11 protein-coding genes are annotated in these 14,756 nt (G+C 51.9%); 7 read left to right on the forward strand and 4 right to left on the reverse strand.

Annotation, left to right across the window (positions count from 1 at the left end):
* Nucleotides 1-32 precede the first annotated feature (32 nt).
* On the reverse strand, nt 33-593 hold the full coding sequence (nudE, locus tag LG381_RS02520) for an ADP compounds hydrolase NudE (protein ID WP_000045734.1): 561 nt from the start codon (nt 591-593) through the stop codon (nt 33-35).
* Between the two features lie 321 nt (nt 594-914).
* On the opposite strand from nudE, the gene igaA reads away from it, so the two are divergent.
* The 4 genes from igaA to hslO all read left to right on the forward strand — a co-directional run bounded on the left by igaA (nt 915) and on the right by hslO (nt 5,098).
* Complete coding sequence (igaA, locus tag LG381_RS02525) at nt 915-3,050, forward strand: intracellular growth attenuator protein IgaA (RefSeq protein ID WP_000104495.1); 2,136 nt, start codon at nt 915-917, stop codon at nt 3,048-3,050.
* A gap of 64 nt (nt 3,051-3,114) precedes the next feature.
* On the forward strand, nt 3,115-3,783 hold the full coding sequence (yrfG, locus tag LG381_RS02530) for a GMP/IMP nucleotidase (protein ID WP_001295168.1): 669 nt from the start codon (nt 3,115-3,117) through the stop codon (nt 3,781-3,783).
* A gap of 10 nt (nt 3,784-3,793) precedes the next feature.
* A complete protein-coding gene (gene hslR / locus LG381_RS02535) occupies nt 3,794-4,195 on the forward strand; it encodes a ribosome-associated heat shock protein Hsp15 (RefSeq protein WP_000660493.1) in 402 nt (133 codons plus the stop codon).
* Nucleotides 4,196-4,219: 24 nt separating this feature from the next.
* Complete coding sequence (gene hslO, locus LG381_RS02540; protein WP_024165248.1) at nt 4,220-5,098, forward strand: Hsp33 family molecular chaperone HslO; 879 nt, start codon at nt 4,220-4,222, stop codon at nt 5,096-5,098.
* 143 nt (nt 5,099-5,241) lie between these two features.
* Here hslO and LG381_RS02545 read toward each other — a convergent pair whose 3' ends face one another.
* A complete protein-coding gene (locus LG381_RS02545; protein WP_225761983.1) occupies nt 5,242-6,966 on the reverse strand; it encodes a DUF4153 domain-containing protein in 1,725 nt (574 codons plus the stop codon).
* A 376-nt stretch (nt 6,967-7,342) separates the two neighbouring features.
* On the opposite strand from LG381_RS02545, the gene pckA reads away from it, so the two are divergent.
* Nucleotides 7,343-8,965, forward strand: coding sequence for a phosphoenolpyruvate carboxykinase (ATP) (gene pckA / locus LG381_RS02550; RefSeq protein ID WP_001309803.1), 1,623 nt, complete (start codon nt 7,343-7,345; stop codon nt 8,963-8,965).
* Between the two features lie 76 nt (nt 8,966-9,041).
* Here pckA and envZ read toward each other — a convergent pair whose 3' ends face one another.
* Both envZ and ompR read right to left on the reverse strand, forming a co-directional pair.
* The gene (gene envZ, locus LG381_RS02555) at nt 9,042-10,394 is read right to left on the reverse strand and encodes a two-component system sensor histidine kinase EnvZ (protein WP_225761984.1); all 1,353 of its coding nucleotides are present in this window, start codon (nt 10,392-10,394) and stop codon (nt 9,042-9,044) included.
* Nucleotides 10,391-11,110 (reverse strand): two-component system response regulator OmpR, encoded by a 720-nt coding sequence (gene ompR, locus LG381_RS02560; protein WP_001157751.1) that lies wholly within the window; start codon nt 11,108-11,110, stop codon nt 10,391-10,393. The genes envZ and ompR overlap by 4 nt, the downstream gene beginning before the upstream one ends.
* A 227-nt stretch (nt 11,111-11,337) precedes the next feature.
* On the opposite strand from ompR, the gene greB reads away from it, so the two are divergent.
* Together greB and LG381_RS02570 are read left to right on the forward strand one after the other, a co-directional pair.
* A complete protein-coding gene (greB, locus tag LG381_RS02565; protein ID WP_000856744.1) occupies nt 11,338-11,814 on the forward strand; it encodes a transcription elongation factor GreB in 477 nt (158 codons plus the stop codon).
* 96 nt (nt 11,815-11,910) lie between these two features.
* Nucleotides 11,911-14,232 (forward strand): Tex family protein, encoded by a 2,322-nt coding sequence (locus tag LG381_RS02570; protein ID WP_225761985.1) that lies wholly within the window; start codon nt 11,911-11,913, stop codon nt 14,230-14,232.
* Nucleotides 14,233-14,756 lie beyond the last annotated feature (524 nt).

Below are 14,756 nucleotides of genomic sequence, written 5' to 3' on the forward strand. Positions count from 1 at the left end.
TAAGCGTAGCGCATCAGGCAAGCTCCACGTATTTACAACCGCCCCTGCCCCTTCAACCACTCGCGCACCAGGAACAACGCGCTGACATTACGCGCTTCGTTGAAGTCAGGATCTTCGAGCAAATCCATCATATGTGTCAGTGGCCAGCGCACCTGAGGTAGTGGCTCTGGTTCATCGCCTTCCAGCGATTCAGGGTAGAGATCTTGCGCCACCACGATATTCATTTTGCTGGAAAAGTAAGACGGTGCCATGCTGAGTTTCTTCAAAAAAGTCAGATCCCTTGCGCCAAATCCCACTTCTTCTTTGAGTTCGCGGTTTGCTGCTTCATAAACACTTTCACCGGGATCAATTAATCCTTTCGAAAAACCTAATTCGTAGGATTCAGTTCCCACCGCGTATTCGCGGATCAAAATCAGGTGATCGTCCACAATCGGCACAATCATCACGGCTTCCCGGTTGGTTGGACGCATTCGTTCATAAACACGCCGCACGCCGTTGCTGAACTCCAGATCCACGCTTTCGATGGTAAACAATCGGGAACGGGCTACAGTTTCAACATTCAGAATGGTGGGTTTTTGTAATGATTTGCTCATCGTGGAATCTATGCTGTGAAATCAGCAGTTATTGTGCGATATCGGACACGCATTCGGCAATGTGAATTGCATGTTATTTACATTTACGCAACTTAATAAATAATCATTCTCAAATCAAATTAAAAGTCAATAGGTTGAAATAACTCCAGGAATTTGCTGATATTCCGCCCTCAGAGGGTTTGCTATGATCACCGGTTACTGGGATGCGCTTAATGATGCTCAAGTTCAACTCCACGCTTGCCGATAGCCAACCGCAGGATCCTATATTGTGTCCAGGATGCGACTAATCACACCTGACAAATTAAGTAAGATGGGGAAAGCATGAGCACCATTGTAATTTTTATAGCTGCTTTGCTGGCCTGCTCACTACTTGCGGGATGGCTGATAAAAGTGCGCTCCAGGCGGCGTCAACTGCCCTGGACTAACGCCTTCGCTGATGCGCAAACGCGCAAACTCATGCCTGAAGAACGTAACGCCGTTGAAAATTATCTCGACAGCCTGACGCAGGTTTTGCAGGTTCCTGGTCCGACGGGCGCCAGCACGGCCCCCGTATCACTGACGCTGAACGCGGAAAGCAACAACGTCATGATGCTGACACATGCCATCACGCGTTATGGCATTTCAACCGACGATCCTAACAAATGGCGTTATTATCTCGATTCGGTGGAAGTCCACCTGCCCCCGTTCTGGGAGCAGTACATCAACGATGAAAATAGCGTTGAACTGATCCATACCGATTCGCTGCCGCTGGTTATTTCTCTCAACGGTCATACGCTGCAAGAGTACATTCAGGAAACTCGTGGCTATGCGTTGCAGCCTGTTCCGTCAACGCAGGCGTCGATTCGCGGCGAAGAAAGCGAACAAATCGAACTGCTCAATATTCGCAAAGAAACACACGAAGAGTATGCGCTTAGTCGCCCACGTGGGCTGCGTGAAGCGTTGCTGATTGTCGCCTCCTTCCTGATGTTCTTTTTCTGCCTGATTACTCCGGATGTATTTGTCCCGTGGCTGGCTGGCGGCGCGTTATTGCTGTTGGGCGCAGGTCTGTGGGGGCTATTTGCGCCACCGGCAAAATCATCCCTGCGGGAGATCCACTGTCTGCGTGGTACGCCGCGTCGTTGGGGATTGTTTGGCGAAAACGATCAGGAACAGATCAACAATATTTCGCTCGGTATTATCGACCTGGTCTATCCCGCGCACTGGCAGCCTTATATTGCGCAGGATCTGGGGCAGCAAACGGATATCGATATCTATCTTGATCGGCACGTGGTACGTCAGGGACGCTATCTTTCACTGCATGACGAAGTGAAAAACTTCCCGCTGCAACACTGGCTACGCAGTACGATTATCGCGGCGGGTTCTCTGCTGGTGCTGTTTATGCTGCTGTTCTGGGTTCCGCTGGATATGCCGCTGAAATTCACCCTCTCGTGGATGAAAGGCGCGCAGACCATTGAAGCCACCAGCGTTAAACAACTGGCAGATGCCGGAGTACGTGTAGGCGATACCTTACGTCTTAGCGGTACAGGCATGTGTAATATCCGCACTTCTGGCACCTGGAGCGCGAAAACCAATTCACCGTTTTTGCCATTTGACTGCTCGCAGATCATCTGGAATGACGCCCGTTCATTGCCATTACCGGAATCTGAACTGGTCAACAAGGCCACGGCACTGACCGAGGCAGTAAACCGCCAGTTGCACCCGAAACCGGATGACGAATCTCGCGTCAGCGCCACATTGCGTTCAGCAATTCAGAAATCCGGCATGGTACTGCTCGATGACTTTGGCGACATCGTGCTGAAAACCGCCGATCTCTGTGCCGCCAAAGATGATTGTGTTCGGTTGAAAAATGCGCTGGTGAATCTCGGCAACAGTAAGGACTGGGACGCACTGGTAAAACGCGCTAACGCTGGAAAACTCGACGGCGTGAATGTATTACTCCGCCCGGTGAGCGCGGAATCACTCGATAACCTGGTGGAAACCTCCACAGCACCATTCATTACTCATGAAACGGCGCGAGCCGCGCAATCACTGAATAGCCCGGCACCGGGAGGATTCCTGATTGTCAGCGACGAAGGCAGCGATTTTGTTGATCAGCCCTGGCCTTCGGCATCACTTTACGACTACCCGCCGCAAGAACAGTGGAACGCTTTCCAGAAACTGGCGCAAATGCTGATGCATACACCGTTTAACGCCGAAGGCATCGTCACCAATATTTTTACCGATGCCAACGGCACGCAGCATATCGGCTTGCACCCCATCCCGGATCGCTCCGGCCTGTGGCGCTATCTGGGCACGACATTGCTGTTGCTGACGATGCTGGGCAGTGCCATCTATAATGGCGTACAGGCCTGGCGTCGTTATCACCGTCATCGTACTCGCATGATGGAAATTCAGGCCTATTATGAAAGCTGCCTGAATCCACAACTGATCACCCCTTCAGAAAGCCTTATCGAATAACACGTTTGCGCGGCAGGTTATGCTACCCTGTCGCGCAAATGGCTTCACTCTGGAGATTTCCCTCATGCATATCAACATTGCCTGGCAGGACGTAGATACCGTTCTGCTGGATATGGACGGCACGTTGCTCGACCTCGCCTTCGATAACTATTTCTGGCAAAAGCTGGTGCCTGAAACCTGGGGCGCGAAAAACGGGGTCACGCCACAGGAAGCGATGGAATATATGCGCCAGCAATATCACGACGTGCAGCATACGCTAAACTGGTACTGTCTTGATTACTGGAGTGAACAACTGGGTCTGGATATCTGTGCGATGACCACCGAGATGGGACCGCGCGCCGTACTGCGTGAAGATACTATTCCGTTTCTTGAGGCACTTAAAGCCAGCGGTAAGCAGCGAATTTTGCTCACCAACGCACATCCGCACAACCTGGCGGTAAAACTTGAGCATACCGGTCTTGACGCACACCTTGATTTATTACTTTCCACCCACACATTTGGTTATCCGAAAGAGGATCAGCGGTTATGGCATGCGGTGGCCGAAGCTACGGGTCTGAAAGCTGAAAGAACGCTGTTTATTGATGACAGCGAAGCAATTCTCGATGCTGCCGCGCAATTTGGTATTCGTTACTGCCTCGGCGTCACTAATCCCGACTCAGGGATTGCTGAAAAACAGTATCAGCGCCATCCGTCACTGAATGACTACCGCCGCCTGATCCCCTCGCTAATGTGAAGGAGACGCCATGAAAGAAAAACCTGCTGTTGAGGTTCGACTGGATAAATGGCTATGGGCCGCCCGTTTTTACAAAACCCGCGCGCTGGCTCGTGAAATGATCGAAGGCGGTAAGGTGCATTACAACGGGCAGCGCAGCAAGCCGAGTAAAGTCGTCGAACTGAATGCCACGCTCACTCTGCGCCAGGGAAATGACGAACGAACGGTGATTGTAAAGGCGATTACTGAACAGCGTCGCCCCGCCAGCGAGGCAGTCTTGCTGTATGAAGAGACTGCGGAAAGTGTAGAGAAACGCGAAAAAATGGCGCTGGCACGTAAACTTAATGCCTTAACCATGCCGCACCCGGATCGACGCCCGGACAAAAAAGAGCGCCGCGACCTGTTACGATTTAAACACGGCGACAGTGAATAACTGTCACCTGCAAGAGAGATGATTATGCCGCAACATGACCAATTACATCGCTATCTGTTTGAAAACTTTGCCGTGCGCGGCGAACTGGTAACCGTTTCGGAAACCCTGCAACAGATCCTTGAGAATCACGATTATCCGCAGCCCGTTAAAAACGTGCTGGCAGAACTGCTGGTTGCGACCAGCCTGTTAACCGCTACGCTGAAGTTTGATGGTGATATCACCGTACAGCTGCAAGGCGACGGTCCGATGAATCTGGCGGTTATCAACGGTAACAACAACCAGCAGATGCGCGGCGTGGCGCGCGTACAGGGCGAAATTCCGGAAAATGCCGACCTGAAAACGCTGGTCGGTAATGGTTATGTGGTGATCACCATTACCCCGAGCGAAGGCGAACGCTATCAGGGCGTGGTTGGTCTGGAAGGTGATACCCTGGCGGCCTGCCTGGAAGATTACTTTATGCGTTCTGAACAGCTTCCGACGCGCCTGTTTATTCGCACCGGCAACGTAGATGGTAAGCCCGCCGCTGGCGGTATGTTGTTACAGGTAATGCCTGCGCAAAATGCCCAGCAGGACGACTTCGACCACCTGGCGACGCTAACCGAAACCATCAAAACCGAAGAGTTGCTGACTTTGCCGGCAAATGAAGTGTTGTGGCGTTTGTACCACGAAGAAGAGGTGACGGTTTACGATCCGCAGGATGTGGAGTTCAAATGCACCTGCTCGCGTGAACGTTGCGCCGATGCGCTGAAAACGCTGCCGGATGAAGAAGTGGATAGCATCCTGGCGGAAGATGGCGAAATTGACATGCATTGTGATTACTGCGGTAACCACTATCTGTTCAATGCGATGGATATTGCCGAGATCCGCAACAACGCGTCTCCGGCAGATCCGCAGGTTCATTAATTAGTTTTTCCGGCAGAGATAACTCTGCCGGATTTCATGACGAAATTGCCTGATGCGCTGCGTTTATCAGGCCTACGGTATAAATCGCAAGTTATTGTGGGTCAGCTAAGGCGCCGCATCTGACAAAAATCAGATGCGTGTTGTCACTCATTCAGATTCACCTCCAGCGTTTCACCATCCACCGTAAGATTGCGCCACGTTTTAGGCTTCGTTCCCAGTTTTCTTTCCTTCGCGGCAGTGAGTAATTTCTCTTTCGTTATTTCGCGCGGAAGTAAACTCATCGTGAGCTCTTGCCATTCTTTCCCGGTGGGGTCAATGCCATAGACGATGACTCTTTCATCATTAAAGGCAAACAGGAGCCGCTCCGTCTGACCATCACTATTTAGATCTCTCTCGACCAGTACGCAGGCATCCTTTTCAATACAGGTCATCACGTTATAGCGTTCTTTGATTAAGGCCGACCAGAATGTCGCATCCGGTTTGCCAGAACCAGGGGCAATTAACACGTTATCGGCTAATGCTTTTTCCGATACCTGCTGCTGAAGATGTTGCTTCCCATCAAACGCCATCAGCAGATCCCGTCTGCGTTTCGGGTCTTTCATATACTCGGCATCGCTTTTCAGCGACTCAAGCGCCGCACGGCCATAGCGACCGCTCTGTTCGAGCATGTAGATACTTACCTGGTCTGGCGTGTTTTTGCCGCTCTGATAACGCGCCATATGACTGTTCACGCTAATACGCATACTGTCCAGCACAGGCGAATTAAGAAGCACCAGTATCACCAACACCAATAACGAAACCGCAAGGTTCACTTTGCCCTGAAGAACAAGGGGATTTTGCCCTTTACGCCAGACAATACTGACAAAATATCCCAGAGACCAAACCAGTAACACCACCACAGCCAACACGCCATGCAAGCGTTCGGCAGTCCAGCCGTACTGCGCGACCCGCAGCCATAACGCCCAGGCGGCGACGAACACATACAATGGGGCGACCAGCAGAGCGGTTTGAATCAGGCAACGCAACAGCCCCGTCCAGGGAAGTGACGCTTTTTGCGGATCGCCGACAATGGACATTAAGAGCAATTGCAAAAAGGCCAGCGTCAAAAGCAACCCGGCAGCGGAAATGTGGCGAGAAATCGCGTTCAGGCCCGCAAACGGTAGGGTGATAATAAACATCAGCGTCAACAATGACACCAACGGCAGTAAACCTGTGGCGATTAACGTGAACAGCTTTTGAATGGAGTCGATTAAACGCAACTGTGTCCGCGCGAGGATCACCGCCAGTGCGGTAACCAGACCTGACGTAAGATAAATAAACCAGTCGGTTGCAAAAAAGAGCGTTTTAAAAAACGTGATACCAACGAGTTTAAACAACTCACTCCACAGTAAAAGCACCAGCCACGTCAGGCCATTAGCGATAAAAATCACCAATAATATAAGTACGTTATGCCATACCGACTGGTAAAAATAGCTATAGCGGGTACTGTCATTACGCTCACGCAGACTATGTTGTATCCACGGCAGCAACATCATTCCCATCAGCAGCAGATAACACCCAAAATCCCAAAGCGCCTTTTCCGCTCTCCAGGGACTCATGCCATCAATTTGCCACTTCAGCCAGCCGCTCATCCCAAGAGTGGCAATCAACACTATCGCCAGCCATCCCCAAAGTCGCTTCTGTTTGAAGGACACTACAGAAAATAACAAAACGGATGAAAGCGCCATGGTCGCAGGTACGCCATAAACTATCCAACTGTTATTTTTACCAGCGAGCCAGGAGATCAGCAGGTAGCAAACTAATCCCTGGAGTAATCCGGTAACAACCATTCCCCTGCGTGTTGCGGGTGAAAGCTCAACGTTTTCCATGTTGGTTATCCAGAATCAAAAGGAGAGGTAATTATCGCATCCAGGCTGGACTAATTTGTTTTTCTCAGAAAGTAATCAAAAAAAGTTAGCGAGGTGAATCGATACTTTACTCGTTGAATTTGCATCAATTTCACTCAGGAATGCGATTACACTCGCAACATTCTCGCCATATAAACCAAGTTTTAACCTTTTAAGAACATTTTCCACACCTAAAATGCTATTTCTGCGATAATAGCTACCGTTTCGTGACAGGAATCACGGAGTTTTGTCAAATATGAATTTCTCCAGATACGTAAATCTATGAGCCTTGTCGCGGTTAACACCCCCAAAAAGACTTTACTATTCAGGCAATACATATTGGCTAAGGAGCAGTGAAATGCGCGTTAACAATGGTTTGACCCCGCAAGAACTCGAGGCTTATGGTATCAGTGACGTACATGATATCGTTTACAACCCAAGCTACGACCTGCTGTATCAGGAAGAGCTCGATCCGAGCCTGACCGGTTATGAGCGCGGGGTGTTAACTAATCTGGGCGCCGTTGCCGTCGATACCGGAATCTTCACCGGCCGTTCACCAAAAGATAAGTATATCGTCCGTGACGATACCACTCGCGATACCTTCTGGTGGGCAGACAAAGGCAAAGGTAAGAACGACAACAAACCTCTCTCCCCTGAAACCTGGCAACATCTAAAAGGCCTGGTAACCAAACAGCTTTCCGGCAAACGTCTGTTCGTTGTAGACGCATTCTGTGGCGCTAACCCGGATACTCGTCTTTCCGTTCGGTTCATCACCGAAGTGGCCTGGCAGGCGCATTTCGTCAAGAACATGTTTATTCGCCCGAGCGATGAAGAGCTGGCAGGTTTCAAACCAGACTTTATCGTTATGAACGGCGCGAAGTGCACTAACCCGCAGTGGAAAGAACAGGGTCTGAACTCTGAAAACTTCGTCGCGTTTAACCTGACTGAGCGTATGCAGTTAATTGGCGGCACCTGGTACGGCGGCGAAATGAAGAAAGGGATGTTCTCGATGATGAACTACCTGCTGCCGCTGAAAGGCATTGCCTCCATGCACTGCTCCGCCAACGTTGGCGAGAAAGGCGACGTTGCAGTGTTCTTCGGCCTTTCTGGCACGGGTAAAACCACCCTTTCCACCGACCCGAAACGCCGTCTGATTGGCGATGACGAACACGGCTGGGACGATGACGGCGTGTTTAACTTCGAAGGCGGCTGCTACGCGAAAACCATCAAGCTGTCGAAAGAAGCGGAACCCGAAATCTACAACGCTATCCGTCGCGATGCGCTGCTGGAAAACGTCACCGTGCGTGAAGATGGCACTATCGACTTTGACGATGGTTCAAAAACCGAGAACACCCGCGTTTCTTATCCGATCTATCACATCGAAAACATCGTTAAGCCGGTCTCCAAAGCAGGCCACGCAACTAAAGTTATCTTCCTGACCGCAGATGCTTTCGGCGTATTGCCGCCGGTTTCTCGTCTGACTGCCGATCAAACTCAGTACCACTTCCTCTCTGGCTTCACCGCCAAACTGGCCGGTACTGAACGCGGCATCACCGAACCGACGCCAACCTTCTCCGCCTGCTTCGGCGCGGCGTTCCTGTCGCTGCACCCGACTCAGTACGCAGAAGTGCTGGTGAAACGTATGCAGGCGGCGGGCGCGCAGGCGTATCTGGTTAACACCGGCTGGAACGGCACTGGCAAACGTATCTCCATTAAAGATACCCGCGCCATTATCGACGCTATTCTGAATGGTTCGCTGGATAACGCAGAAACCTTCACTCTGCCGATGTTTAACCTGGCGATCCCTACAGAACTGCCGGGCGTTGACACGAAGATCCTCGATCCGCGTAACACTTACGCCTCTCCGGAACAATGGCAGGAAAAAGCTGAAACGCTGGCGAAACTGTTTATCGACAACTTCGATAAATATACCGACACCCCTGCGGGTGCTGCGCTGGTAGCGGCTGGTCCGAAGCTGTAATGGTTTGAAGCTGGAGAATATCTATCCAGTATCTTATAGAAAGCAAAACGGGAGGCACCTTCGCCTCCCGTTTTATTTACCCTTCTTTTGTCGCACCCTGCGCCCGCGTTACCGGCAATGGCAGCCAGGCGCGAATGGAAAGCCCGCCCCGCTCGCTGGTGCCAAGTTCCAGCATCCCGTTATGGTTATCGATAATCCGCTGCACAATCGCCAGCCCTAAGCCAGTGCCACTGATAGTGCGCGCACTGTCACCACGGACAAACGGCTGGAACAGGTGCTTACGCTGCTCCGGTTCAATCCCTGGGCCGTCATCTTCCACCTGGAACCAGGCGCGATTCGGCTCCGTTCCACTGCTGACTTTAATCCAGCCATTGCCGTAGCGGGCGGCGTTCACTACCATATTCGCCACCGCGCGTTTGATCGACAGAGGGTGCATTTTCACCTCAATGCTGCCCGGCTCAAGCGCGGTATCAATTTCCCGCTCATAGCCACTTTCGGCGGCAATCACCTCACCAAGCACAGCGTTAAGATCCGCCAGTTCCATCGGCATCTCCTGCCCGGTGCGCAGGTAGTCGATAAATTGCTCAATGATGGCGTTGCACTCTTCGATATCTTTATTGATCGATTCTGCCAGGTAGCCATCCTGCTCGCTCATCATCTCAGTCGCCAGGCGAATACGCGTCAGCGGCGTGCGCAGGTCGTGGCTTACCCCTGCCATCAGCAATGTGCGATCATCTGCCAGTTGCTTAACGCCTGCCGCCATATGGTTGAAGGCGCGGGTAACCGAACGCACCTCCGAAGCGCCATATTCACGCAGCGGCGGCGGAATAATCCCCTTACCCACCTGCAAAGCAGCATGTTCGAGATCGACTAAGGGTCGGTTCTGAATACGAATAAATAGCCACGCGCCGCCTATTGCTAACAGCATTATCGCCAGCGTATAGCGGAACAGCGGGGAGAAATCGCCCTGATGAATTTCGGTCAGCGGCACACGTACCCAGATATTGGGCGACAGCCAGGTTTTCAGCCAGACGACAGGCGAACTTTTGTTGACCTCGACGCGGACTTCCGTCGGGCCGCCAAGCTGCTGCGCCATCTGATGGCTTAAGAATTCGTAGTGTTGCGCCCAACGCAGCCCGGCCTCTTCGGCAGCCTCGTTGGAGTAGAGAGAGCTCCCCAGCTCACGGTAGATCTCCCGACGGAAAGCGGGAGGCACAACCAACTGCGTGCCGTCCTCCAGTTGCAGTTTGTCGGTCATCAGCATACGCACTTCGTAAGCGAGGACTTTATTAAACTGCTGGAGGCTCGGCAAAATCGCGAAGTTCAGCACCACCAGATAAGTCGTCACCAGGCTGACAAACAGCAAGGTGACGATGAGCAATAACGTGCGGGCAAATGAACTTCGTGGCGAGAAGCGCAATCGCCTCATGCTTTAGAACCGTCCGGCACGAAGACGTAGCCCAGACCCCAGACGGTCTGAATGTAACGCGGATGTGCCGGATCTTCTTCCACCATGCGGCGCAGACGCGAGATCTGCACGTCGATGGAGCGTTCCATTGCAGAATATTCACGGCCACGGGCAAGGTTCATCAGCTTATCGCGGGAGAGCGGCTCACGCGGATGGCTGACCAGCGCCTTCAGTACCGCAAATTCACCGCTGGTGAGCGGCATCGGCTCATCTTCGCGGAACATTTCACGCGTACCGAGGTTTAGTTTGAACTTACCAAAAGCAATTACTGCTTCTTCCTGTGACGGCGCGCCCGGCAGTTCGTTCGCCTGACGACGCAGCACTGCACGAATACGAGCCAGCAGCTCGCGCGGGTTAAACGGTTTTGGAATATAGTCGTCAGCGCCAATCTCCAGACCAACGATACGGTCTACTTCTTCCCCTTTCGCCGTCACCATAATGATCGGCATCGGGTTACTCTGGCTACGAAGACGTCGGCAAATCGACAAGCCATCTTCACCAGGTAACATCAAATCCAGTACCATAAGATGGAAAGATTCACGAGTCAGCAGGCGATCCATCTGTTCTGCATTAGCGACGCTTCGAACCTGGAAGCCTTGTTCGGTGAGATAACGCTCCAGCAGCGCGCGCAGGCGCATGTCGTCATCGACCACCAGAATCTTGTAGTTCTCTTGCATTCTTTGTACTCCCAAAGGTTCGCAACAATTTGTAAGCGTGTATTCTTAAAAAAGCTTACGTTCGTCACCAGCAAAATCTGGTATGAATTTCAGCCTAAATTGTTACAAAGCATATTAAACAGCAGCTTAAGTATACAATTTATTCGGCGAAACATTATTGATTCTGTTGATATGATCACGTTATACCCAATGTGCGCATTATCAAACAGACAAAGGGAATCAACGAGATGAAAACGCCCCTGGTTACCCGGGAAGGGTATGAAAAACTCAAACAAGAGCTAAATTATCTCTGGCGTGAAGAACGCCCGGAGGTCACAAAAAAGGTGACCTGGGCTGCAAGTCTGGGCGACCGCAGTGAAAATGCTGACTATCAGTATAATAAAAAGCGCCTGCGTGAAATCGACCGTCGCGTGCGCTATCTCACTAAATGCATGGAAAATCTCAAAATCGTCGATTATTCCCCGCAGCAGGAAGGCAAGGTCTTCTTTGGCGCTTGGGTAGAGATTGAAAACGACGATGGCGTGACTCACCGTTTTAGAATTGTCGGCTACGATGAAATTTTTGGTCGTAAAGATTACATCTCTATCGATTCCCCGATGGCTCGCGCATTGCTGAAAAAAGAAGTGGGCGATCTGGCGGTGGTGAATACGCCTGCCGGGGAAGCGAGCTGGTATGTTAATGCCATCGAGTACGTGAAACCGTAAGGAAGAGTCTTAACCTCCAGCCTTTGGCTGGCATTTTTGCCAGCCAGTCCGTATAACTATCCCCTGATTTTTGATCCGAAAAGATGAACTCAAACCATGATGAATGATTCGTTCTGCCGCATTATTGCGGGTGAAATTCAGGCGCGCCCGGAACAGGTTGAAGCCGCCGTTCGCCTGCTTGACGAAGGGAATACCGTGCCGTTTATCGCACGTTATCGTAAGGAAATCACCGGCGGTCTGGATGACACGCAGTTGCGTAATCTGGAAACGCGTCTGAGCTACCTGCGCGAGCTGGAAGAGAGACGTCAGGCGATCCTCAAGTCCATTTCTGAGCAAGGTAAACTCACCGATGAGCTGGCGAATGCCATCAACGCCACCTTAAGCAAAACCGAACTCGAAGACCTCTATCTGCCCTACAAACCTAAACGTCGCACCCGTGGGCAAATCGCCATTGAAGCAGGTCTTGAGCCGTTGGCTGACCTGCTGTGGAGCGATCCGTCACACACGCCAGAAGTCGCCGCTGCACAATATGTTGATGCCGATAAAGGCGTGGCAGATACCAAAGCCGCGCTGGACGGCGCGCGCTACATTCTGATGGAACGTTTTGCCGAAGATGCCGCTCTCCTGGCGAAAGTGCGTGATTATCTGTGGAAGAACGCGCATTTGGTTTCTACGGTGGTGAGCGGTAAAGAAGAGGAAGGGGCAAAATTCCGCGACTATTTCGATCATCACGAACCGCTGTCAACGGTGCCTTCTCACCGCGCACTGGCGATGTTTCGTGGTCGTAACGAAGGCATACTCCAGCTTTCGCTGAATGCCGATCCACAGTTCGATGAGCCGCCCAAAGAGAGCTACTGCGAGCAAATCATCATGGATCACCTTGGCCTGCGCCTGAACAATGCCCCGGCGGATAGCTGGCGTAAAGGCGTGGTGAGCTGGACATGGCGCATCAAGGTACTGATGCACCTGGAAACCGAACTGATGGGCACCGTGCGCGAACGTGCGGAAGATGAAGCGATTAACGTCTTTGCCCGTAACCTGCACGATCTGCTGATGGCAGCCCCCGCTGGACTGCGTGCGACGATGGGGCTCGATCCGGGTCTGCGCACCGGGGTAAAAGTCGCGGTGGTCGATGCAACTGGCAAGCTGGTGGCGACCGACACCATTTATCCGCACACCGGGCAAGCCGCAAAAGCAGCGATGACCGTTGCTGCGCTGTGTGAAAAACATAACGTTGAACTGGTAGCAATTGGTAACGGTACGGCTTCCCGCGAAACCGAGCGTTTCTATCTCGACGTACAGAAGCAGTTCCCGAAAGTAACGGCGCAGAAAGTGATCGTCAGCGAAGCAGGCGCATCGGTTTACTCGGCTTCCGAGCTGGCAGCGCAGGAGTTCCCGGAGCTCGATGTTTCGCTGCGTGGCGCAGTGTCTATCGCCCGTCGTTTGCAAGATCCGCTAGCGGAGCTGGTGAAAATCGATCCGAAATCTATCGGCGTAGGTCAGTATCAGCATGATGTTAGCCAGACGCAGCTGGCTCGCAAACTGGACGCAGTGGTGGAAGACTGCGTTAACGCCGTTGGCGTTGATCTCAACACCGCTTCCGTTCCGCTGTTAACCCGCGTGGCGGGTCTGACGCGCATGATGGCGCAAAACATAGTTGCCTGGCGTGACGAGAACGGTCAGTTCCAGAACCGTCAGCAACTGTTAAAAGTCAGCCGTCTGGGGCCGAAAGCCTTCGAGCAATGCGCGGGCTTCCTGAGAATTAACCACGGCGATAACCCGCTGGATGCTTCTACCGTTCACCCGGAAGCCTATCCGGTGGTTGAACGCATTCTGGCGGCAACACAGCAGGCGCTGAAAGATCTGATGGGTAATAGCAGCGAACTGCGTAACCTGAAAGCCTCTGACTTTACCGATGAGAAATTCGGTGTGCCGACGGTAACCGACATCATCAAAGAGCTGGAAAAACCGGGCCGCGACCCGCGTCCGGAATTTAAAACCGCTCAGTTTGCCGATGGCGTCGAGACAATGAACGATCTGCAACCGGGCATGATCCTCGAAGGCGCGGTGACCAACGTCACCAATTTTGGTGCTTTTGTTGATATCGGCGTACATCAGGATGGCCTGGTTCACATTTCTTCTTTGTCGAACAAGTTTGTGGAAGATCCGCACACCGTGGTGAAAGCGGGCGACATTGTGAAGGTGAAAGTGCTGGAAGTCGATCTTCAGCGTAAACGTATCGCCCTGACCATGCGTCTGGATGAACAGCCAAGTGAAACCAACGCCCGTCGCGGCAGCGGTAACGATCGCCCGCAAAATAACCGCCCGGCAGCCAAACCGCGCGGTCGTGAAGCGCAGACTGCCGGTAACAGTGCGATGATGGATGCGCTGGCAGCGGCAATGGGCAAAAAACGTTAATCGCCCAACTGGCCTACGGTTCGAATTTGCACGAAGTCGTAGGCCAGATAAGGCGTTCACACCACATCTGGCAATAAACGCCTTAACTGACATAAAAGTGCCGGAGAACATCTCCGGCATTTGAGATTGCTGACAAACTCGCTTACGGGTCAAAACAGGCACAACTTTCCCCCCTCTCCCTAGCCCTCTCCCCGATGGGGCGAGGGGACTGTCCGTGCACTTGCCTGGCTCCGGTATTTTTATTCCACAGCCAAAACCACAATATATTCCGCTAATATTTATCACATCATTAACAACTGAAACCTTAATTAAACATCAAGCCGCCCTAATAATTCGTCACTCGAATTTTATTTTGACCCAGATATAACCTTGAGCCACATCAACATTGAGTCAGATTATTATCTAAACCAACATTCGCACACATTTTAAGTATTGCTGATAGAAACCATTCTCATTATCATTGTACTGTTGATTATTTCATCTCTCCTTCGTTGGCAAATCATCTGGTCTCATGTCGCTGTCAA

It is taken from the genome of Escherichia sp. Marseille-Q3837 (assembly GCF_916618735.1).
Lineage (GTDB): Bacteria > Pseudomonadota > Gammaproteobacteria > Enterobacterales > Enterobacteriaceae > Escherichia > Escherichia ruysiae.

What these genes read in the sequence shown, in the direction of transcription:
- hslO (WP_024165248.1), top strand. Translation starts at nt 4,220, where the DNA reads ATGCCGCAACATGACCAATTACATCGCTATCTGTTTGAAAACTTTGCC.
- yrfG (WP_001295168.1), top strand. Translation starts at nt 3,115, where the DNA reads ATGCATATCAACATTGCCTGGCAGGACGTAGATACCGTTCTGCTGGAT.
- igaA (WP_000104495.1), top strand. Translation starts at nt 915, where the DNA reads ATGAGCACCATTGTAATTTTTATAGCTGCTTTGCTGGCCTGCTCACTA.
- LG381_RS02545 (WP_225761983.1), bottom strand. Translation starts at nt 6,966, where the DNA reads ATGGAAAACGTTGAGCTTTCACCCGCAACACGCAGGGGAATGGTTGTT.
- pckA (WP_001309803.1), top strand. Translation starts at nt 7,343, where the DNA reads ATGCGCGTTAACAATGGTTTGACCCCGCAAGAACTCGAGGCTTATGGT.
- envZ (WP_225761984.1), bottom strand. Translation starts at nt 10,394, where the DNA reads ATGAGGCGATTGCGCTTCTCGCCACGAAGTTCATTTGCCCGCACGTTA.
- greB (WP_000856744.1), top strand. Translation starts at nt 11,338, where the DNA reads ATGAAAACGCCCCTGGTTACCCGGGAAGGGTATGAAAAACTCAAACAA.
- LG381_RS02570 (WP_225761985.1), top strand. Translation starts at nt 11,911, where the DNA reads ATGATGAATGATTCGTTCTGCCGCATTATTGCGGGTGAAATTCAGGCG.
- nudE (WP_000045734.1), bottom strand. Translation starts at nt 593, where the DNA reads ATGAGCAAATCATTACAAAAACCCACCATTCTGAATGTTGAAACTGTA.
- ompR (WP_001157751.1), bottom strand. Translation starts at nt 11,110, where the DNA reads ATGCAAGAGAACTACAAGATTCTGGTGGTCGATGACGACATGCGCCTG.
- hslR (WP_000660493.1), top strand. Translation starts at nt 3,794, where the DNA reads ATGAAAGAAAAACCTGCTGTTGAGGTTCGACTGGATAAATGGCTATGG.